The 21,980-nt window shown below is 40.9% G+C and carries 27 protein-coding genes and 1 pseudogene; 9 read left to right on the forward strand and 19 right to left on the reverse strand.

The window, feature by feature from the left end:
* Positions 1-144: 144 nt before the first annotated feature.
* The 12 genes from DRI82_RS09775 to DRI82_RS09830 form a co-directional block, all read right to left on the reverse strand.
* Positions 145-624 (reverse strand): hypothetical protein, encoded by a 480-nt coding sequence (locus DRI82_RS09775; RefSeq protein ID WP_114193302.1) that lies wholly within the window; start codon positions 622-624, stop codon positions 145-147.
* Between the two features lie 218 nt (positions 625-842).
* Positions 843-2,537 carry a hypothetical protein gene (locus DRI82_RS09780; protein WP_245956806.1) on the reverse strand — a complete coding sequence of 565 codons (1,695 nt, stop codon included), beginning with the start codon at positions 2,535-2,537 and terminating at the stop codon, positions 843-845.
* A 150-nt stretch (positions 2,538-2,687) separates the two neighbouring features.
* Positions 2,688-4,058, reverse strand: coding sequence for a hypothetical protein (locus tag DRI82_RS09785; RefSeq protein WP_114193303.1), 1,371 nt, complete (start codon positions 4,056-4,058; stop codon positions 2,688-2,690).
* A gap of 603 nt (positions 4,059-4,661) precedes the next feature.
* Positions 4,662-5,519 carry a hypothetical protein gene (locus DRI82_RS09790; protein WP_114193304.1) on the reverse strand — a complete coding sequence of 286 codons (858 nt, stop codon included), beginning with the start codon at positions 5,517-5,519 and terminating at the stop codon, positions 4,662-4,664.
* 120 nt (positions 5,520-5,639) lie between these two features.
* Positions 5,640-6,500 (reverse strand): hypothetical protein, encoded by an 861-nt coding sequence (locus DRI82_RS09795; RefSeq protein WP_114193305.1) that lies wholly within the window; start codon positions 6,498-6,500, stop codon positions 5,640-5,642.
* A 188-nt stretch (positions 6,501-6,688) separates the two neighbouring features.
* A complete protein-coding gene (locus DRI82_RS09800; RefSeq protein ID WP_114193306.1) occupies positions 6,689-6,898 on the reverse strand; it encodes a helix-turn-helix transcriptional regulator in 210 nt (69 codons plus the stop codon).
* Between the two features lie 107 nt (positions 6,899-7,005).
* Positions 7,006-7,644 (reverse strand): hypothetical protein, encoded by a 639-nt coding sequence (locus DRI82_RS09805; RefSeq protein ID WP_114193307.1) that lies wholly within the window; start codon positions 7,642-7,644, stop codon positions 7,006-7,008.
* A 189-nt stretch (positions 7,645-7,833) separates the two neighbouring features.
* The gene (locus tag DRI82_RS09810; protein WP_114193308.1) at positions 7,834-8,757 is read right to left on the reverse strand and encodes a tyrosine-type recombinase/integrase; all 924 of its coding nucleotides are present in this window, start codon (positions 8,755-8,757) and stop codon (positions 7,834-7,836) included.
* 44 nt (positions 8,758-8,801) lie between these two features.
* Positions 8,802-9,251, reverse strand: coding sequence for a RadC family protein (gene radC, locus DRI82_RS09815; RefSeq protein WP_114193309.1), 450 nt, complete (start codon positions 9,249-9,251; stop codon positions 8,802-8,804).
* 1 nt (position 9,252) lies between these two features.
* Entirely contained in the window at positions 9,253-9,792 is a 540-nt protein-coding gene (locus DRI82_RS09820; RefSeq protein ID WP_170138695.1) for a hypothetical protein, read from the reverse strand.
* A 29-nt stretch (positions 9,793-9,821) separates the two neighbouring features.
* Positions 9,822-10,244, reverse strand: coding sequence for a DUF2787 family protein (locus DRI82_RS09825; protein WP_114193310.1), 423 nt, complete (start codon positions 10,242-10,244; stop codon positions 9,822-9,824).
* Positions 10,245-10,466: 222 nt separating this feature from the next.
* Positions 10,467-10,943 (reverse strand): hypothetical protein, encoded by a 477-nt coding sequence (locus DRI82_RS09830; RefSeq protein WP_245956807.1) that lies wholly within the window; start codon positions 10,941-10,943, stop codon positions 10,467-10,469.
* Between the two features lie 121 nt (positions 10,944-11,064).
* Between DRI82_RS09830 and DRI82_RS09835 the strand changes: the two genes are divergently transcribed.
* The 9 genes from DRI82_RS09835 (at position 11,065) to DRI82_RS09880 (ending at position 14,985) form a co-directional block, all read left to right on the forward strand.
* Positions 11,065-11,343 (forward strand): helix-turn-helix domain-containing protein, encoded by a 279-nt coding sequence (locus DRI82_RS09835; protein ID WP_114193311.1) that lies wholly within the window; start codon positions 11,065-11,067, stop codon positions 11,341-11,343.
* 2 nt (positions 11,344-11,345) lie between these two features.
* Entirely contained in the window at positions 11,346-11,873 is a 528-nt protein-coding gene (locus DRI82_RS09840) for a hypothetical protein (protein WP_114193312.1), read from the forward strand.
* A 13-nt stretch (positions 11,874-11,886) separates the two neighbouring features.
* Complete coding sequence (locus DRI82_RS09845) at positions 11,887-12,261, forward strand: hypothetical protein (RefSeq protein WP_114193313.1); 375 nt, start codon at positions 11,887-11,889, stop codon at positions 12,259-12,261.
* Positions 12,262-12,323: 62 nt separating this feature from the next.
* Positions 12,324-12,500, forward strand: coding sequence for a DNA translocase FtsK (locus tag DRI82_RS09850; RefSeq protein ID WP_114193314.1), 177 nt, complete (start codon positions 12,324-12,326; stop codon positions 12,498-12,500).
* A 13-nt stretch (positions 12,501-12,513) separates the two neighbouring features.
* Entirely contained in the window at positions 12,514-12,861 is a 348-nt protein-coding gene (locus tag DRI82_RS09855; RefSeq protein ID WP_114193315.1) for a hypothetical protein, read from the forward strand.
* 8 nt (positions 12,862-12,869) lie between these two features.
* Positions 12,870-13,205, forward strand: a complete 336-nt coding sequence (locus DRI82_RS09860) for a hypothetical protein (protein WP_114193316.1) — start codon at positions 12,870-12,872, stop codon at positions 13,203-13,205.
* Positions 13,206-13,223: 18 nt separating this feature from the next.
* Positions 13,224-13,733, forward strand: coding sequence for a hypothetical protein (locus tag DRI82_RS09865; RefSeq protein WP_157968039.1), 510 nt, complete (start codon positions 13,224-13,226; stop codon positions 13,731-13,733).
* A gap of 261 nt (positions 13,734-13,994) precedes the next feature.
* Complete coding sequence (locus tag DRI82_RS09875; protein ID WP_211317644.1) at positions 13,995-14,432, forward strand: hypothetical protein; 438 nt, start codon at positions 13,995-13,997, stop codon at positions 14,430-14,432.
* Positions 14,422-14,985: a recombinase family protein gene (locus DRI82_RS09880; protein WP_114193319.1), complete on the forward strand. Its 564-nt coding sequence runs from the start codon at positions 14,422-14,424 to the stop codon at positions 14,983-14,985. Before DRI82_RS09875 ends, DRI82_RS09880 begins: the two co-directional genes overlap by 11 nt.
* A gap of 206 nt (positions 14,986-15,191) precedes the next feature.
* Here DRI82_RS09880 and DRI82_RS09885 read toward each other — a convergent pair whose 3' ends face one another.
* The 7 genes and pseudogenes from DRI82_RS09885 to DRI82_RS24300 form a co-directional block, all read right to left on the reverse strand.
* Complete coding sequence (locus DRI82_RS09885; RefSeq protein WP_114193320.1) at positions 15,192-17,291, reverse strand: peptidase domain-containing ABC transporter; 2,100 nt, start codon at positions 17,289-17,291, stop codon at positions 15,192-15,194.
* On the reverse strand, positions 17,284-18,558 hold the full coding sequence (locus DRI82_RS09890) for an HlyD family secretion protein (protein WP_114193321.1): 1,275 nt from the start codon (positions 18,556-18,558) through the stop codon (positions 17,284-17,286). The genes DRI82_RS09885 and DRI82_RS09890 overlap by 8 nt, the downstream gene beginning before the upstream one ends.
* 24 nt (positions 18,559-18,582) lie before the next feature.
* Positions 18,583-19,587 (reverse strand): glycosyltransferase, encoded by a 1,005-nt coding sequence (locus DRI82_RS09895; protein ID WP_114193322.1) that lies wholly within the window; start codon positions 19,585-19,587, stop codon positions 18,583-18,585.
* Between the two features lies 1 nt (position 19,588).
* Positions 19,589-20,923: a TcdA/TcdB catalytic glycosyltransferase domain-containing protein gene (locus DRI82_RS09900; protein WP_114193323.1), complete on the reverse strand. Its 1,335-nt coding sequence runs from the start codon at positions 20,921-20,923 to the stop codon at positions 19,589-19,591.
* A 50-nt stretch (positions 20,924-20,973) separates the two neighbouring features.
* Entirely contained in the window at positions 20,974-21,216 is a 243-nt protein-coding gene (locus DRI82_RS09905; RefSeq protein WP_114193324.1) for a hypothetical protein, read from the reverse strand.
* A gap of 72 nt (positions 21,217-21,288) precedes the next feature.
* Positions 21,289-21,561 (reverse strand): hypothetical protein, encoded by a 273-nt coding sequence (locus tag DRI82_RS23825; RefSeq protein ID WP_157968040.1) that lies wholly within the window; start codon positions 21,559-21,561, stop codon positions 21,289-21,291.
* A gap of 206 nt (positions 21,562-21,767) precedes the next feature.
* Positions 21,768-21,959: pseudogene (locus DRI82_RS24300) on the reverse strand (LysR family transcriptional regulator); the annotation flags it as partial.
* Positions 21,960-21,980: the final 21 nt, after the last annotated feature.

Consider the following 21,980-nt stretch of genomic DNA (forward strand, 5'->3'; position numbering starts at 1 on the left):
AACACTTAATCCCTACGTTCTCCCTGTGCTTGATAAAGCTTATTTCAGTCTTAGATTTAACTTACTTTTATGCTTGAGCACCAACTTCAGGTAAGAGTGTTGCCATTCAATTGGCTCACTAGAAACTAGTCCATCATGCTCACTCTAACCACATACACCAGGATTCAACAAGATAGTTTGATAAGTAGCGTGGCTTTCAATGCCCTGTAACACATGGCTGAGGATGCGGCGCCGATCTTCCTGAGTGATCTTATTGGGATTAATCAGATATGTTTGCCGACCTGCATTGCGGATTGCCAGCCCCCGGCCCGGACAGTTAATCCCTTGCCCAATGTAGATCTCAACAAGCTGTTTTAGTTTCTTTTGGGTTGGCCTAATGAATTCACGCCAACTATCCGCCTTCTCTACTGCCACGCCATACCTATAAGCATCATACAAAATGCTGAACGCTTCGCTATTCCTACGCTTCCTGACGTCACCAAGAGAGTAAATCAGGCTATAAATCAGTGTCTTTGCCGATCCTTCGTCAATATCAAAGCGCCGCATCACTTTCTCTTTGGTGATTTTCTTCAGACGTACACACTTGAGCCCATATTTCTCAAGTTCATCGCATAGAATAGTCAATTGACTTCTTTCGATATCATAGTTGTAGCCTTCAAAATTATGCCACTTGATAGTAGAAGGCTATCCCAATCAAACACCATTATTACTGACTACTACTCGCATTGGATATTTTAAAAGGGTAGCTTATATAACAACCTACCTTAAATATATCTGTATATACATATCCTCCCATCACACTTCCGCAAAAAATAATATGCTCCATTAGTTTTATGGTAAAATCACTCATCTCTATTAATAACCCAAATAATTATTGCAACAGAAAGTATTAAAAATCCTGAGATAAAAAATGAAAACATAGGGGCTATTGTTTTATTTAACATGGGAAATATTTTCTGAATAATAGGATGCACCACAAACTCAGCTAAAGTTGCTGCACCAACCAAACCAAAAACAAAAGTCAGCCAACGATCTCTCCGACTCCGAACAAAATCTGATTTATATCTTAGTTCATCAAGATGATACCTTGCGACTTCCTTTGCCGAGGGAATTAAAGCTGTAGTACCAAATGATTCGATAATATATGAAAGCGAATCAGATACTTCCCCTGAACAACTACTGTGATGAATTAATTTTTCTGAATTTGCAAGTGTTTCATATGCATGAAGTAGATGTTTATCAGACTGAGGATCGTGAGCCCAAGAACATGCTCTAGCTATGCTCATGTTATAGTATTCTATTTGTTCAGCTCTTGCTTGGCTTTCAAATATTTTCGAGCGTGTATTAGGCTCGTCCCAAACATTGTCTAAAGAACCATTAGGCTTTAACCAAGTCCATAAAAGAATAGACCTATTTGCATGGAAACAATAATCCTCAAACATCCTTAGATCCTGAGGTAAAACAGGAACCTTTTCAGCTACATCAGTTCTAAGCAAGATTTTCATCATTGAATGTGAAAAAGTATGAAAGAGTTCTTTTTTACTTTTTGACTGAGTATCGAAGCGAAGTAAAGAAACCGATGGACGTCCCTGCCATATAAATTCTTTAAAAGAGTCTCTTTTATATTTTCCATCTAACACCAGGATATTGCCTATAGCATTACAGTACATTGAGCGACAGAGATCTAAAGTAGCCTCCCATGAATCATTGTTTTCTGTCCCCGCAATTCGATGTAACGACCAATCACTGCCTCCCAGGCTAAAAATCTCCCCATCAGTTTGTAAAGCATCATCAAGTACTTTTTGACTATCTTTTTTCATTTTATTTATTAATTTATTTACCACCCTTCCCCTAAAATAATTCCCACCAAACGAAAACGTATCTTCAAATGCATGTATCAATTCAACTTCAGCATCTAGGGTTTGAATCTTAGCATCAACCCAGATAGATTTAAAATATCTTTGATAAATATTCACTACATTTGATATGAAATCGCTTTCTTTCATTTCCTCCCACGTTTCATCAAATTGAAAACTAAGAATTGCAATTCCATTTTTATAAACTTTAACTGAAGGAAAAAGAGCAACCTGTTCACTCTCATATTCTAAAGCCAAAGGAGGTAAAGATGTTCTAATATAAATATCACTATTAAGTGAAACTCGACTCTCATGGAATGCAATCTCGTATGAGTCTATCAACTCCGCGATAATACGCTCTGGAATTTTAGGGTTAAACTTAATCTCCCAACTTGAATCCCATTGCCGGCCCTCTGGTTTTAATAGAGCAATCTGTATCTTTTTTGAATCATCCATATAAATACATTTAAAATCAGAGAAAAAGACAGAATTAGAAACACCTGTTTTCAAGAGATTTGCAGCAGTTTTTACCAAATCAATATTAGCTGATTCGAACCCAATCACATAGTTATAAAAAACATTAAACTGATTAATTCGTAACTGTCGTTGAGTTCTATCAAGTTTGAATAGATTCGATAACATAAGGTTCCATCCCGCAAGTCCTGAAGAATTTAATTTCATTAAAACTTGAATTTTCGTTAAAAGCAAATGATGCCTATAAATCCATAGAAATTTCTGTGTATGTAAAGCAATAAATGAAGAATTGAATGTCTGCGACAGCTCATGGTTCTCCACCGTATCCTTGCAAAATAACATTACTGAGTCAGTTGATTAATCCTTCAGCTCCAGCTTGAAACCCTGCCAATCCGGCAATAACAGTTCACGTAGTGCCACCACGCCATCATGATCCAGCATACAAACCACACCAGGGTTGAGCTTCACCACTTCACGGATATACGCTTGCTCTACACCACAGACCATGAACGCCAACAAGCTTTTATCTCTGGCATACTGTTCATGATGCTTTTTTTTCCGGTCGTACTTCTCACCCTTCAAATCCAGAACCAGCCCCAGATCGTTCTCTATTCGGTGGTAGTTACGTGGTGAGCTACAGGTATCCCGATGGCGTTGATAAATTTTAGCAACTAGCTCCTCCAGGGCTGCCCGTAGTGGCCTGACGTACGCCTTCCACCAACGTAATATTTTCATGGCTGCTTTCTCAGTACCAACCCATTTCAGAATCCGTTTCCCAAGTCCCCCCGCAACGCCAACGGTAACCCGACCAATACGGTAGGTGGTCGAGTGAACCATCTTCTTGCAATGCTTGCGCGTCAGTCCGGTTTTTTTCATCATCATTTCATAGATAGACGACTTCACCCGATAGTCAACGCGGTATCGCTTGCACAACCGGTTAATGCAAGCGAGACTACATGAGCGGATATCGTAGTTCAAAAGTCCATATCTAAACTTAGATTTCAACACATTAGGCAAGTTTTGGAATGCTCGATCGTAATATCGCCCACCGAAGGTTAATCGGTACGTGTGGTCATAAGTAACTAGGTCACCCTCAATCTTGGCATTATACAGGTGGTTTAGGCTGCGGATACCCGCCCGGTAATAGTCATCAGGTACCATTTTTTTCAACTGCCGTAGAAACTTACGGTGCATTCTCCCCCGTGTTACCCCTTTCAACAAAGCCTGTTCCTTCTTCTTCAGGCCAGCCTGCCGCTTCCCCAAATTCAACGTATGTTTCGGCGCCTTCCCGTTGGCCCGGAGTATCTGTCTAAATGTAAAGCGCTCGCCTGTTGCAACGTCCACCAACCTCAAGGAGCCAACATCACTTTTGGGGCGTACCGGATTGAATTGCCAAAGACTGGACTTCCGCTTGTTAACATCCTGACTGGCTTGACCCTCCTTAAAATGAAAATCAGAGGCAATATCTGGCAGTACATCTATCAGCCGGGCTACCTTCTGGCACTTCCCCTGATGGTTGACCTCACATTTACTCAACAGAGGATGGTATTGGCTGCGGATATCCCGTTGGGTGCAGACCGCCCAACCTTCATCGTTAGGCTCGGCAAGCCATATATCGACCAGGAACTGCTGCAAGACATATCGCTGGGTAATGGCTCTCCGGCCATCGCCCACCACTACCTGGGTAATGGCGGTAATACGCTTGTAAACCCACTCTGGAATCTTCATATCACTCTCCACTGGTGTGCGGGGGACGGTCGGCGGAACCTCACCGTGTGCGCTTATGGCGCACGGTGTCCACCGCCATCCCCCACCCCATGTTCTTCTTATATACAACGTTAAGATTCGAAGCTTTGGGTTGGTGACTGGTTGGAGGGGCAGGCCCCTAATTTGCTCACCTTCGGTCGCAAATTGTCCCCCATTAGGCTTACGCCTCCACTCACTCGCTTCGCTCGTTCGACACGTTCTTAATTCCCAACTGGTAGTTGACCCAATGGCTATGGTGGCTCGCTGCTCGCTCCCCCCCATAGTGTGTAGTCAATAGCAATAACTGATAACCAAAGGTGCGCTCATAGCGTTAACTTACCGTTTTAAGGCCTCAGCTTGACTCTGGAACGCATCTACAAGAACATTGATATAACAGTCAGTTACGCATTTTCTGGTACAGTTAGCTTTTTAAATTGCATTAGTTACCTCCGAAATCAGCATCTGCTATGCACTTTTTCAATTACAAAAGTGCATGCGCCAAATGGAAAACCAATAGGTTCATCGCACTTTCTCAACCAAGCATGATGCAATGAGCCGACCAAATCGCCAGCTCAGTGCTGCACGTCATTTCACCTGACCGCCATAATTGAACGTGATTGTTGCAGACCCTAGCTTGTCTAATATCAGTAAACTTTTTGCTAATTCACTACCCGTCAATGGTACTGGTGTAGTTTTGATCAGGAGGTTCCCCTCATCATTGAGAGTACAAGTCACCTGATGCCACATAGGATCAAAAACACGCTTAAGTTGCTTGATAGGATCTTTGAGCAGGATCTTGCTCATCGGGCTATTGATCACCGAAGGGCTGATATACTGGCCCTCACCACGCTCCATGTGCTTTTTCAGACCTTGGAGTAGCGCCTGATCATTGGGAAGCAGAAGGCACAACACGGGAAGCCAGAACGCCTCATACTCTCCAGATGGAAACGTATGGTGCAATAAGCTGAAGGTGCCCATTACTGGCTCAGAACAGTTCAACCGATTTAGTGCCCTGCCGATACGCGGTTTAAACTTGTTGATTTGCTTACTGGCCTGTCGCAGGTTGCTCCACGGGCGTAACATGGGAGTCCTTTGGTTGAAAACCAGCATAACGGCGATATAGCCCGGTGGGGCTGCCATTAGGGTTCGCCATATTTCTAATAGGGCAAGGTCACGTTCGCGCTTGCAGTGAAGGCAGGCAACGCTTTCACAGGGAGTCTCATTGCGGCATCCTTTCAGTTTTTTTGCAAGCGCGAGTGATACTGGACGTAATTTCCCAAATTTTTGCAGTAAGGCAATACGCTGCTGGTTTTCTCTTTCTGCTACCTGCTGAGCCCCCAACTCAGGGGCTGTTTGGCTTAATATCTCCAACCTTGGCGACGCATGACGTATATAACCTGGGTCGAACGCAAGGAATAGATAAGGATTGATTTCTTTTTTCATAAATTTTAATCCAGCTCATGATAGGTAGGCTAGAAATAGCTTTTCGTTGTCATCGATAATCGCGACACAAACACAACACACCTTCATATATCGCCCCAAATACTAATTTTAATTTGCACGTCAAGCAGATGTGCTTTTACTATAGAGAAAAACCTGACTTGTATTCATTTCATCTTGACGCAATAAATACCATGCAAGAACATCATTATTTAATTTATCCTGATATTCTTTAAAAACAGTTCGATCACAACCTATAGTACATTGATACTCACACCATGTTTTGTCAAAAACAAAATCAGTGGCAGCCTCCAGACTTTCAAATCTATATACTTTTAATATGTCGTTTTTTATATCAAAGCCATATTCCTCTAGAGAAACACCTTCATGTTTCATAAAGTAATGTTCTAAACATTGAACTAACTTCGGGTCAGCCTGAATAAAAAGACGCAATTGTGGCATAGAATAGCCATGTTCAGAAATCGTAAGGGTAGTATAGTGTTCAGCTTCAAAAAACAAATGACTCTCTACTGTTAAAGTTCCGAAAACAACCCCTTCAAATCCTCCATCATTAAGTAAATCCAAACACTTACTAAAAATACCAGGGGCTATATCAGAAAACTCATCAACCAACGAATTCATGTCAATAGTAATAACTAAATATTCATCATCATATCTTACCTTTCTTGAAAAATGATACATATTCTCTAATCTTTCCGTGCTTGAACATTGAACACATGCTTGACTTTTGCAAGGGGAGTTATTATTGCAAAACAATAATTTTGATGCTAATTTGCAATAAGCAAGATCAGATGTAAGTCTATATCTCACCATCAAAGCTCTTATCCGCCTTTCCTTTTCTGCCTCAATTTCTTCTTCTACCATAAATTCAGGAATAATTTTCTCGCACTTTTTTTTAAACGCTATTAATGACGATTTTATTTTCCATCCTAACTCAGGGAATTCTTTAATAAATTCATTCATTTAATTTTCCTTATTGATAAAAGTAATAGAGAACAACACCGAATTTAACCATCCTTGGTTATGTACAATTAATAAGCATGCAAGTGATTTTTATTTATAAAACCACTGCCTAATGACAATTGGACATGTTCGTCCGCACCACTTGGACGGGGTTTGACAATGATTTTTGGTACTGCCACTTTTAAAATTTAGCGAGTTCGGGAACGCTCAGAGATCCATGCATCTATCTCGTGCTCATAAAATGCGATGGCACGTTTCGACAGTAGCACTGGCACTGGGAACCTCTTGTCAGCGAGTAATCTATAAACGCTGGCCCTGCTCAAAGCGCAACGCCGAAGCACCTCATTAATCTTGATAAGTTTTAGATGGTTAGGTCTAGAAAAGTATTGATGTGTCATTGTCTTGCCACCATTTTGCTTAAGATGATGGCAAGATTAGTTCAGATGGTACTTGCAGGATAGAGACTGTGATTCATCGCAGTAGGTCAGCAAATTACAAACACTTGCTATTTTTCGTTTATTGTAATATTAAGAGCCTTCCTTAACTGTTTGATAATGCTATCTTTCGTCGTATTTTTTGTTAGATAGCCGTAATCTTTCTGGTGATCTAGTATCGCCTGAGCCCATGCATCTTGAGTAACATTATTCTCATTTTTGCACTCATTGGGGTGTGAAAACAGAACCCGTATCGCTTGCATATATAAACGTTCCCTATATTTTGCATTCCACTCTACATTTCCATGAATTTTTACTCCATTGGGATTAGTGAATAAATCATACACTTTTAATAATTCCTCTTTAGTAATATGAAGATCTTCCAAAGGTTTAAAATCCACGTATTCACCGTACTCTTCGGAGTACTTGAGTAGAAACAAACTAATCTTATTATCTCCTTGTCTAACTTCAATTGACTCATGAGACAGGTCAATAAGTCCATTATGAATATTCATTACCTGGTTATATGAAGGATAAACAAGCCCTTTAATTTCGTCATACTTACCCTCCCAGTTATAGCATAGTTCGACTTTTCCCTCTTTCCACAAAGCAATAATATCTTGAGGGGAACAATTTATATTTTTATCTTCCAACAGCTCGCACGCACGATCTAAAGAAAAAAAAGAGAAAGGAATTGCAATTGTAGTCATTGTGTTGCTCCTTATTTTTTATCCTAATCACATAAAATGAAAGAACTGCATAGCCAGAGATAATGATAGCAAAATGCACCAAATAGCTTTTAATAGGTTATAATCACTATTTCGTTAATTTGCAAATTATATATTCATGAAAACGGCAACGATACAATTGAGATTACTTCAACAACAACTCTGATAGGATTACCAACATCTCAACCGCTGAGAAGCCATGATTTTAGCTTCATCGCCACGGTGATCGTATCGGGCCGTGGTAGATATGTCGCTATGACCAGCCAACTGACGTACGGTATTGATATCAACTCCCTGCTCCAGCAGTTGAGTAATGAACGTGCGGCGCATGTCGTGGGGGGTAAACTCAGTCACGTTGGCAGTGGTTCTCAGTTTTTCCAAGATCGCCGTCAATCCTGCTGTGGTCAATGCACCGGCTGCCGGTTGGCCAGATCGATACACTTTGGTGAATAGGGCGTTACCCTCACCTTTGGCAGCTAACCATGCGGTTAATGCTTTAGCCACAGCAGGAGCCACATGGATCTCCCTGTATTTTCGCCCCTTCCCTTGTCGGACAATCAATAGGCCATCCGCATAGTCGCCTTCCTCAAGCTTGACCAGTTCGCCAGCACGGAGCCCAGCTCCGCACATAGTCAGTAGGATAGCTGTATCCCTACATTTGCGGGCAGGTTCACCGTGACTTTTGGCGGCTTTCAGCAACAACCGAACTTCCTGTCGATTTAACGCTCTTCCCTGCCGTATCGGATCGCCTTTAACGCGTTTGACAGCTTTGATACGTGCCAGAGTTTCCGCATCCAATCGACGCAAGTTGAATGCAGCCTGAGCCAGTGATCGCAGTGCTGCCAATGCCATATTGACCGTTGCAACGGCGTAATTATCATCCAGCAGGCAAGCCCGTACTTTAGCCACCTTGCCATAGTCCAGTTGTTCCCAAGGGTAAGACTGCGCGGTAGATCGTTTGTTGAGTATACGAGCACTACGGTTGAGCAAGCTGGTTATACCGCCACGGCCTGATATCGCTAGGCTGTTGATGTAATCATCAAACACGGTGGTCTCTGTGTTACTTTGATAAACAGTCAGTTTAAGCTTGGGCATAGCTAACTCGTGATAACGTACATTAAACCAAGTAACTGGGCCGCCTACAGCAGCCCACGTTCCGCCATTGAGACGGTTTGAGTACCAGCAACAATGAAGTGGTCAAGCACCCGCACATCAACCAGTTCCAACGCAGATACTAGCCTTTTAGTGATAGCCAAATCTGCCTGACTGGGTTCCGGCTCACCACTGGGGTGGTTGTGGACAAGGATCAACGCTGCTGCGTTATGGTGCAGGCTTAGCTTCACCACTTCGCGAGGGTAGACGTTGACGCCGTTGATTGTGCCCCTGAACAGCTCCTGGTAAGCCAGAATGCGTTGCTGGTTATCCAACAGCAGACAGCCAAATACTTCGTGTTCCAGCGGAGCCAACTTGAACATGAGATAATCCCGCACATCTACGACCGATAGCAGTTGCTGCCCCCGGATATAGCGGTTCTCAATGATGGTTTGTGCCTGTTGTAGGATTAGGTCTTCATTGCAGCGGTCAATCATGTCAGAATTCCCGTTCAACAAAGTAGATACAGTCGGGGAAAAGTTGATGTGAGCTGCTACCGGGCTTGAGTGACCAACTATTGCGTGATGATTTTCGTCGGCCGCTGCTATCGAAGAAGTAGAGGTATTGGTTGTCTATGCGGGTGATGACTGACCAGTGATGTTGATCGCTAATCAGGATGAGGCGGGAAAAGTCACTGTGGTGGAGGTATTCGGCCATCTCGGTGAGGATACGCTGGGTGGTTAATCGCTTAAGTTCTCGGAAGGGCTGACTGATTTTGGTGGGGAAATGTTTATTGTAGTACCCTTGCCGCAATACCCGATCGATCAGGTAATCCATTCGAGGTTCATCAAGGCCGTGGGTCAGCCATTCCTCTAACGGCCATTCATAGCTGTATTCCCGCAACAGAGTGCGCATCAGTGGCTTTCTCTTTACTCTGCCATCAAACAGGTAGCCCATCATATTCACCAAACTGTACGCCCCGCACAGACAATCCAGGTCGCCCTGTTGGGACGCACTGATCCCTCTATCCTTGACCACAATAGATACCCCAAATGGATTTAATTAATTTAGATTTCCCACAAGAACGATGTGGTATATACGCCTAGGTCGTAATACTGAATAAAGTTGGATTGCCATAATTCAAATAGCTCGCAGCCAGCTTTATGTCCGAGGTCGCCTAATCCAGCATAAAATGCATATTGTTGTGACCAACTAAAGTCAATTTCCTTTTCCAGTTCGGGATAAACTGTACCCATATAGGCAAAGTCAGTGATGTAATCGAAATACCATTGTTCTTCCTTTCTGATTAGCCGAATTTCTACAGGATGATAGCCACCACGTTCAGCGCTATAGTCAGTGTCTCTGAAAATAAATGATGCGGCTTTCAGTTTATTTTTCATGGGCGGGATATTACCCATTTCTTTAAATAATAGTTCAATCAATTTTTGATTAACGGGAAGCCTATAACCTTCCTGATGGATGATATTCATAACGTTTCCATTTAAGTTAAATAGTCAACAAGTCGAATTTGAAATGCAGTTGTATCTCCCGTAAAGGATTAATTAAATATTATTGGTTTGAGTGGCTGGAAATAATCACTTTACCACAATGACATTTTACCAAATAATACATGCTGTAGCAAATAGTTTCACCAAGAAACTATTAATTAAATAATTATATGCGAAGGGCCTAAATTAACTATTCAGACCGGATTAGGTATGTGAAATAGAGATTAAAAGTTGTTGGCGCTGTTCCTCTGAAAGCATCATCAACTGGCGTGCCAACAGTATCACTTCAGGCTCTACATTGCCGGTTAACTTCAAATCATCAGCTACCTGTTCCAGTGCCTGCTTTAACAATCTGTCGCGGGATTGCGGCTTCATGGTCTTGAACAGTTGCACCCAGAGGTTAAGTTGCTCATCGCTGCCATAGGGCGAGGCTATTTGCGTTTTCTGGTGCTGCTCCACACGCTCACTTTGCAACGACATGCCCGCCGCACGGATATGATACTCAAAGCCCTTATGTCCAGTTCTCTTTCTCTTGATGTCAGGGTGCATAGCCGCCAGTTTTTCCAGACGTAAGCGACAACCTTTTGCGGTTCCAGGCATACCCGGTTTCCCGACAAATGCGGGTGCTGAGAGCCATTGTTCATCATCAGCATGGGTTTCTTGCGGCAAATTATTTTTCATGAACTTTAATCCAGATATCAATGCGTTAAAAAGAATCGGCAAAACAACCCACAAAGAGAACTTGATAAGTACCTTTTATTCGCATTTAATGATGTTGTACTGATACAGAGGAGTTAATATTGTGAATAACCACGCAGCATCGCAAAAAAAGCCCCCTAAGGGAAGTCTGGAAGATTGGCATCGGGCTGACATTGTGGCGGCGTTGCATAAGCGGGGAGTGAGTCTGTCGCAGTTATCACGCGAACAGGGATTGGCTCCCCGTACACTCAATAATGCGTTCAGTCAGCACTATCCCAAGGCAGAACGCCTGATAGCCGGGGTATTGGGCATGACACCTGAACAGTTGTGGCCCAGTCGCTACTTCAACAAGGCACCCTCTATTCATGCCAAAAAGGGATAGCGATGGCGACCACAATCACATCGGTAACAGAAAGTTTTGAATACTTCTTCCATTCGCTGTACCGGCAGAAGTTTGTCAAAACACTGCGTCTGAATGAATGCAGCGAAAGAGAACTACTTCCCTTGGTGCGTTGCTACCTATTAGGGTACTTTGCCGATGCAGTATCACCCGAGGTACAGGGGAAGCTACCAGGGACGATAACAGGTAATGGCTATATTGATTTTGTGATTGATGATGTGGCGGTTGAGTTTGCTGTACGCAAGCCCACCGCAGCGAAATCCACCGTCTCCGCGACCGTCAACAGCACGGAAATGAAGAAGCTGATGAAATATCCCGGCAAGGCGTTGCTGGTGTTGTTCGACTTCTCAACCACACCCTATACAGAAGCCCAGATAGAGGCTTTCCGTGATTGGCCCTCACTGGGGAAAGGCAACCATAAGAAATCGGCTTTCAACGTGGCTTACTTTTATGTGGAGAAACGCAAGCCGCTGACACTGAGGAGATTCGTTAAAAATATCCGTATCAACTGAAAAGGAGTTAACAATGAAAAACATATTAATAGCGGTCTTGGCTGGCAGCTTGTTTTGCAATGTAGCGGTAGCCGCCAAAATGGAAGGAAAAACCTTTATCTACCAGAAACCCGATGGTGAAATCAGGCTGTCGGCAGTACCGGGTAATGGGCAACAGGCAAAATTCTCGATCAACACCAATGTGGATATGCACGTTTGTGAAGTGGAAGAGATCGCCACTGCTATTGCTGAGACATCTGAGCATACTACCCTGCAATGGAGAGATAAAGATCAGTGCCAGATCACCCTGACATGGGGCCAGAATCGCGTTAACGTCAAAGCTACAGAGGAATGCAATAGCTATTGTGGCATGAATGCCGGGAACTCACTCTCAGGTGTTTATAAATAAAAAATTTGAAATGACAGTTTGTAATTCATTACACATATAGGTCACCTTTTATAAGAGAGATCATGCCAACTGAATTAAATAAAGAGTTACCAGTAGACCCACTTTATGACCAAGCGCTTAATATGCTCATCAGCGGTGAACTAAAAAATAGCGTCACTGCCGTTCAATATCACTTCAAGATTGGGTATAACCGGGCGGCTAATCTGGTTGAGAAAATCAGACGTGATAACATTCATTAATTAAGGATAGATAATGTCTTTTATCGATAAACTAAAAGAAAATCAGAAAAAGAATGAAGAGGCAGGCCGCAATGACTTTAATGTAGTCAAACAAAAGTTACTTAGTGGCGGTTATGGACTGACAAAGACGTTCTGGCTATGGTGGTTTATTCCCGCCGTATTATTGTCAGTGATGGAGTACTTTTCTGAATCAACAGGGACAATACTCAGGATCGACATTGCTATGTTGGTTTGGAGTGGCCTGATGTTCCTTTGCATTATGAGAACAACAGCTAATAAACTGTGGAAAATGTTGGCACTGCTGGTTACCGGTGTTGATTGCCTGCTTTCTCTGTTAGGCGTGACATCATTCTTCCTGTGAGCGTTCCAATGAAACTGAGACTACTCTTCTCATGCATTGCCATGATTGGTCTGTCTGGCTGTGATTCAGGCACACCAAAGTGCAACAGTGATGAGGCTAAAAATCTGGTGGTTGATATTGCTACCAAGGAAGCGGTAAAAACGTATTACAAACTTGATGGTGTGACGATCTCGGTGGAGAATGTCAGAACCGTAGAGCACCAAAGTAAGCTTGATGTGTACCAGTGCGCTGCCGATTTAAAGTTTGCTAATGCTGAAAAAGCCAACTCAATACCTATTACCTATCGCATTCAAAAGACCGATGACAACGACGGTCAATTCTACATTAACGTATTCGGTTTATAACGTATAGGCGGCTGTCCATTGGATGGCCGTCAGATCATTTATACCCACCTGGATTTTACCCCCTCTCATTATATTGAGCATAACCATATGAAAACCTATTATGTAGAAGGTAATGTTTGCTATTTGGATTTTTCAGTACCTCTATTACTAGAGATGCCAATGTTTGATCTTGAAGTAAATATATTTACTTGTAACCCGGAAATGATAGATGAAAGAAAGTTACCCGGTTTCGACAGTGATGTTTTCTATAATAAGATATCTTCCGCAGAAGAATATGAATTGCATGGTCACTACGTGGATTTAAATATCATCATCATAGACAGCCAAGAAAGTGAAAGTTTGATTGATATTGCCAGCGGATCAAAAACCATCAATTTTATTCTGGTACACCCAGACTATCATTTAACGAGAGATATTCCTGGCGCGCATTTCATCCCATGCTGGGATAATCCATCGCGTGTATTGTATCATGCGATCTGTGCTGCATTTTATACCGGCGTGCTTTATAACGTTTCCAATGCTAATTAAGGTGGTACATAATGCCCCCAATAAAATTAAAGACAATCATCACAGCTATTATCACGATCGTCATTGCTATTCTTTTCTGGTTGTTGTCGCCCCAAGAGAAAGCACCAGAAGCGCCACCTAAAGGCAATACCCTCTACGTTCAATCAAGTTTACCGGGTGAATGTCGGGCAATCATTACTCCTATATTGGATGGTGTAAGATCGGCACCCAGCGAGATCCCCTGTAAAGTGCAACTGCGATCAAAGAAGTAGCCGCTCACGTTTGGAAAGTGAATGCCTGAGTGGTGGTGAATTGCTACTCAGCAATCACTTTTTTGCCAATAACCAGTCTATCGCCATATTCCACCCGCAGCCGTTAGCGATATGGCACGGGACTAATTTTGCCGAACCGGAAATGGCGACGGACTATATCGAAATGTACGGTGAGTTGTGGTTCCGTCATCCTGAAGCGCTAGCATTTGTACGCTGGCTATTTAACCACTCCAGTATTATGACCGAGCGGGCTTCGTTGATGAAATGTTCCGAAGACCTTTTCAGTGAACGGAATTTTGATGCTCGGGGGCAAATCATTGACCGTCAGCGCCACTTGCTGACTGGAATTGATCATCGGCTTTCAACAGAGATCGTGAAGAAGGTGAAGAACAGACAAGGGCAGGAAATCTGGCCGTGGATGCACACCTTCGGATGGTCTGCCGTATGATGATGGCTACGCGCGAGTTTCCACGCAGGATCAGAACCTTGATTTACAGACAGAAGCCCTGACCAGAGCCGGGTGCGAAAAAATTTATGAAGACAAAATCAGCGGAGTACGAGCTGAACGTCCGGGACTAAGCCGGGCACTGGAAATGCTTCGTGAAGGCGACACGCTGGTTGTCTGGAAACTCGATCGTCTGGGTCGTAGCGTAAAACAGCTTGTTGATATGGTTGGCGACCTACACAAACAGGGCATTCAGTTCAAAAGTCTCACTGATGCTATTGATACCGGAACACCGGCGGGCCGCTTTTTCTTCCATGTTATGACCAGCCTCGCAGAAATGGAACGAGAGTTGATCATCGAACGAACCCGAGCCGGGCTCGATACAGCAAAACAGCTCGGCCGTAAAGGTGGGCGAAAACCCAAAATGACCAGCAGTAAAATTGAATCGGCTAAAAAATTATTAGCCAGCGGTATCCCTCCCAGAGACGTAGCTAAAGATCTCGGTGTTTCTGTACCAACACTGTATCGCTGGTTGCCGGCATCAAAGCATTCTTAGCTCACATTCAGGAAATTACGGTTTAAATGCCCCACAGAGAGTGAAACCGTAAGTTTCTGTTCAAATGCTCCCGCTGGTCCTGTAAGGGCCATCTTCAAAGAGCTGAAAGAAAACTAAGCCAAGCTGTCCCACCTATGTATCTTAAATTAATACTCACCCCGAATATTAATCATTTTCACGAAACTGTGTTTCCAGCTTTTTGAAAGCTAGTTAAGATTAATAACCCTATCAGCGCTTGATATAGTAGTTTCACGATGAGCAATAATAATGCGGGTAATATTCATGGATTTTATGGCCTGATTAACATAACTTTCACTTACGTTGTCCAATGCACTGGTTGCTTCATCAAGAAAAAGAATCGAGGGCTTACGATAAAGAGCTCTTGCAATAAATATGCGTTGTTTTTGGCCACCAGAAAGACCTTCACCTAGTTCACCAATGAGAGTGTCAAATCCCATGGGAAGAGAAATTATATCTTCGTAAACGTAACTCGACTTGGCGCATGAAATCATCCAACCTTCATCTATGGATTCAGAAAAACCACAGATGTTTTCCCTTAGGGATCCTGCAAATAACTTATCGTCTTGCATGACGCAACCAACTAACCTTCGGTAATTATTAATTCCATTTTTTTTAATTTCTTCACCATTAACTATAATTTTTCCGGAGGTAGGGGTAAATAAACCACACATAACCTTCATTAAAGTTGACTTGCCAGCTCCAGATGCTCCGATTATAGCGACACTTTCTCCAGGACTAATAGCGAAATTTAAATTACTGAAAACAGGTTTTGCATAGTCATCATATTTAAAGGACAGGTCACGGCACTCAAGGCTAACGGCTCCATCAAATAATATTTTAGAAGCTTCACTAATTTCATCTTCTGTATCTGTTAATGCAATGTCCGAGATCCTCTCATTATGTAAGCTCATCATTTTAAGCTGGAGTAAGTAACCGACCAAAGATGTAATTCGCTCAGAAAATTGGGAGCGAAATGCTCCAAAAGCAACGAACATACCAATAGTCATTTTATTATCCATCACCAAATTAATACCCATCCAGAGTATAATAATATTATCACTTGCATAGATGAAAGTAAGTAAAGTGCTGAAAAGCGTATCCATCTTAGTAATTCTTATTCCAGAATTAATAGTATCCACTTCAAGATTAAGCCATTGAGAACTGCGCAGATCCGACATTGTCTGCATTTTTATAGTGGCAATGCCATATAATGTTTCCATAAAATAGGAACCAGCACGAGCCTTGTTAACAAGAGATTCTTCATAGAGCTGACGATAACGATTATAAGTTGAAAGTCGAAGAAGAATATAAAGAGTTGTAAAAAATAGTCCTACTAAAGTTAGGTAACCTCCATAGGCGAACATCATGATAAGAACCCCAGTGACCATTATGAAATCCATCAAAGCACCTACAACACTACCCGTAAACATTTCCCTTAAAATATCGAGAGAATAGAACCTCGATTGAATGTCACCCATTTTCCTTCTTTCAAAATAAGTAAGCGGAAGTCGAAGAAGGTGGCTTAGGAGTCCTGATTGCCACTGTACATTAATTAATGATTCCATAATGAGAGTTGTCCATGTTCGGAATACTGTCACCGCTGTTCTTAAAATTATGAAAAATATGAGAGCAGTGCATATCAGCGACAGAAGGCCACTGTCAGAAGATGGAATTACATGGTCCATAACCAACTGAGTTCCTACTGGCATTAATATACTAATAAATTCAATAATACATGAGTAAAAAAAAATTTTAACGAGAGTGGATTTTAACCCTTGAATGTTTTTTACCAGAGACTTTATTTCTATACGTTTGGTTATTTTTTCTGAACGAAAACTTGCAGCTGGCCACAACTCCATTGCTATACCGGTAAAACACCTTGATACTTCCGATAATCTGACATAGCGCTTACCTTGAGAAGGATCATGAATAATGAAATGGTTCTTTTTAAAACCGGTCAAAACAACAAAATGGTTAAGATTCCAGTGAAGTATACAAGGCAACTTTAGCTGATTTAACTCTGAAATTTCGAGGGAGAATGTACGCGTATACATATTTAACTGATTGGCAATATGGTTAATTGACTCAAGAGATGTCCCACGTGCAGAAAGATTAAACTTCTGCCTCAGCGAGATGAGATCAATTGTTTTTCCATAATAACTACAAATCATCGAAAGACAGGCAAGACCACACTCTGATGATTCAGTCTGGTGAACTACAGGTATTTTTCGTCTTAATTTAAATTCTAATTTTTCAAAGAAACCTAGAAGGGTTGTATCATTCATTTAAAGGACCTTTAGCGCTTATATGCATTTCGTAGAATGGTGAGAAAATCCACTGATAAATTTTACGATCCTCAAGAAACAAGGTTCCTTCCGCCTTCATTCCATTTTCAAAATTATATGTCTTTAATTTTATCTTAATGTGTTGCTTCAGTGGTCTAACTAACACTTTATAATAAGGTGTAGAAGGATTTGCAGCTATACTGGGTGCTCCTCTGTACGTTTGCATTTCCTGAGGTGACGCGGGAGTAGAAGATATGGAAACTATACGTGATGAAAACTGCCCATACTTTTGGTGAGGATACGCATCATAGCGAATGTTTACGATATCGCCTGTTTTGATGTAAGGTAGCGCTTCGTTGGTAACCCAAAAAATCACATAGAAAGAATCAACCTTACCGGGCTTGAGTTGAAAAAGACTGTCGCCCTCTCTTACCATTTGGCCCTCAGTTACACTGATTGAATCAACAAAGCCATCAGATGCGGCTCTAACAACAAATTCTCCATCGACATCATTTTTCGAGACGTCTCGTTTTAATTCTAACTCCTGCATTTCGAACTGATATATTTTATTATCAAAATCCGATGACTGTGTTTTTATTTCACTATTAATTCTAGATATTTGAATCTCATAATTTCCCTTAATGCTCATCAGGTCTGAAATACTATTTTGTTGTTGGAAATAGGTTGTGGCCTGACTAGATAATTGATCCTTTGTTATCAGTCTTCTCAAATGATAATTTTTATAATCATCATAGTTTCTTTTCATAATCATGCCACCCTCCTCAGCACGTGACAAAATTTTGGAGGACAATTCGAGCGCGGATATATACTGTTCAAGTTCAACTTTAAGGGTATTAAGAGTAACCTCCTTGTTTTTTTTTAACCCTGATATAATGCTGTTAACTTTCTCTATCTGTGATTCTAAATCATTCCTCTGGCCTAAGTTATAAGAACCATGTCGGGTGCTCTTGCTTACATCTATTCTCATCAGTTCATCACCCTTCTTCACAAAACCATGGGGCGAAGCGATTATTTCCGAAGCAAAACCTTGGACACCGGAGTATATAATTATTCCACGAGGATGAGAGGTGACTTCACCGGACACAATCATTCTTCTGGTATAGCTTCCAAAAGTAATGAATAAAATGAAAATGCATAGCAATAAACCTATAATAAATGATACTAGCCATGCTGGAATTCCCCTGATCAACAGGGCATGACCACTCCAGTTTTTTCCCTTTACATCATAGACTTCTTTTCGAAACACAATAGCTCCACTTATATTGTCAAACTATTTTTCTAATAGACAACGAATTTCAGATTTTATTCTCTCGAAAGACTGAGGGCTTATTACTTCGGTGATGAACTCATCACTCGATAACTGTTCGATGTTGCTAATGTAATCATCTATTTTTTTATACATTGCAGGAGAATCTTTATGTAAAAGAAAGTGTGCTGCGGCATAAATCTTTGCTATTTCTTTGCATGGATAATGAACGATTACATCAGAGGATTTGTTTAACACCTCTTCATACAATCCTTCATCAAGCATTTCGATCATGTATCTGCACACAACATTCAAACAGTAAACTTCATGTTCTGTATCAAAGGGAAGATGCTTGTGAAAAAAAAATCTCATTATATCAATTCGTTTTGGATCCGTTTTCTCAATGTATCTTAATAAAAAAAATTTCCACCTTAAATTTTCAGGCTCGGCTATAATTTGCCTGTCTAACAACACTTTATTCCTCAATTTTTTTTCTTCGCAGAGAAGTTTACCAAGGTAGCCTGTATGCTCAATGATTATTGATGGGGTATGGATATTTTTGCTATTCTCCTCAAATAGATATTCATGTACACATCCTACATAACGTAACCCCTTTCTTATTCTAAACAAGCGAGGGTTATTGCGTAATAACTGACCATTGAGGTTGTTAATCAATGGCGAGTAAAGTGCTTCACTGTCTGTATTGAATAATTCTAAAACCTCAGACCTGAAATTTTTTTGAGAATCCTGCGATAGGTATTCATCAGAGTCCAGCATAAAACAAATTTCACTGTTTGTTTTTTCAATCCCATAATTTCTAGCTGCTGAAAAATCATTGCACCATGGAAAATGATGAACATTAATAATTGCGCCAGAACTTTTATAGTTTAAATTTAACGCAGAGTTACTTGTATTAACGATTATGATTTCATCGGTTTGTTTATCTACGGAATTTATAGCCCTGTTAAGATATTCAGAATTGTTATCTGCTATGATGACTACGCTAATACATTTGTTAAAATATTGCATTTCACTTTCTCCACTCTGAAATTCTGCCGAATGGTGTATCAAGTGTTTGTCGTGTAATCCCTATACCAGTAGACTCGTTTTGTAGTTTTTTTACTAAATCATTTAAATTAACAGTACCTTTAACTATTAGAATTTTTCGTAGAAAGCGAATAATAGTCTGAACAATCATGTCTGGCCCCGTAAGCTTCATCGTGGCATAAGTTGAGTCATCCAAGCGATCCTTACGATATTGAATTGGCAGAAATGAATTGATTTTACTTTTTTCTGGGTCAGATCGGAATGAAAAGAGTTGTCCGCTTTCCTCAATATGCTTGTATGAACGGATTATTTTTTTCAATAATAAACGATTCAGCCTAGAATCGGCTTCTGAGCAGATGATATTACTGAAAAAAATCCCTTCCATAAAGGGAAGAGTGCTTAGAGATACCAGTCCTTTATATACATACACATCACCTAACGCCTGAAGTTGCAACCTGTAGTCTTCGTGTAGATCTTTACATATAAATTCAATTACGTCTTTTTTTGTTTTCTCGTCAACATCCGGTAACGTTAGTGAAAAATATTTAATGGCTTCTAGAAAATCTTTTCTTCCTTCAAATTTTAATAAAAAAGCAGCTGATTTGAGTATGCTTAAAGATTCATTTTCTAACAAACTCCTTTCTTTAAGATAAGAGTTTGTGTTGATGAAATTAATATTTATATCAGGCAAGGTATCCACGTCAATATAAACCCCCCCATACTTCCTTAAAGCTAGAAGCCTGATAATATCGCTTGCACATGCCAAGTTCCCACGAAGGATAAGCTCGCAATAATATGCTTTTCTCAGCAAATCATGTTCACCATGGAAAAGATCTCTTATTTTTTTCTGTTTTATATTTTTAGGGATGGTTATCGAATTTTTTGAAACATAAGGTTGATGTGTAATTTTGTTTTTATTCAAAAATTCCATAGCCAGAATATTGAATTCAGACTCCCTTAACCCATCATTCCAGATGTAATAGAAGGCTTCATTACGAATCTGCAATAACTTATCTTCCATTTCATCTTTATCTGGATACATCTTTGAAATATTCAAATACAAACACTCTTGAAAATGTTTACATATTTCTGACTCTTCATCCTGCCAAAGAATTATATTCTTTTCTGGGTTGGAAAATTTCCATACGCGGATATATAACTCTACATCAGGAATGGTAGGCCCAATCCAGACAAAATGAAGAATATCCGGCACTTTTACTTTATTAAAGTCAAGTCGCAAAGATGATAATTCTTTATAAAACTCATCTGTTCTAGCGCACGTATCTGTTAGTTTCTCCTCAACCGAACAGCTTAGCATATATAATTATTTCCCTGAACTGAGGTGTTAAATTATTAGGTGTAAAAATTTTATCTCAAGAGTGATTCAATGATTGTTGAAAACCCGACATCCCCACTAAAATCTTTGAGGCTGTTTGTGTTTATGCCTGTCAATTCGTTAGCTTTAAGGATTGCATCCTCTCGACTTTGTGCTTTAAAGTCGACCCTTGCATATCCTTCATCTGCTAATTTGTCGGCTTTTGATCTTTTTAATTTTGCCAATTCAACTAGCATGTAGGTTTTGTCATTGAAAAATAAAACATAGTCTTTCATAAGTTATCCTTACATATTCAAAATTAAAAAGCGGGAGAGTTTTCACTCCCCCACATTGCAATTGTTTAAAAATTAATTTTTACCGTTTCCTGGTCGTCCACCACCAGTGCAACCTCCACTGCTGCCTAAGGAGCCAGCCTGACCAAAATTATAGGCCTGACTTCCGCTTCCTCGGTTCGACTGCTGGTAACTGTTGCCCTGATAATTGCTGCCTGATGACCCACAGCTGGACGATGAACTACTACCAGAACATGAACTGTTGGACCCTTGTCCCCCACCGTTGTTACCGTTGTTACTGCCAGCACCTGAAACATGCTTTAATAATGCATCATCTATCTGTTTCATCAACATTTCCTTTGTTTAATTTTACTGACTCATCTTTACGAAAAACTTAATATATCAGTTAACCTAATATATTTTACTCAACAAAAACGTGACGCTTATCGCATAAATGTTTCGTGCTTCGTTCGCCGAAAGTCACTGGAGAATTTTCCTTCGGTATAAATGGGGTCAGTTTGGATATCGAAAAGTATGGTAAGTTAAGCCCATTTTTAACCACAATCCGTCAAGGGTATATGACCCAATCTCTGATGTATGAAATCAATTAACGTTCTTGGCTTGGCGGGCAGATATCGACTGTTTGAGTAGAGTGCAAACAATTGCAACGGTGCCACTGCTTGCTCAAATTCGATCTCCATTAACTGACCATCGGTAATACTGGATTGGCAGGTTTTTTTAGTCATACTGAAATGATTATTATACCC

Source organism: Edaphovirga cremea, from assembly GCF_003332275.1.
GTDB lineage: Bacteria > Pseudomonadota > Gammaproteobacteria > Enterobacterales > Enterobacteriaceae > Edaphovirga > Edaphovirga cremea.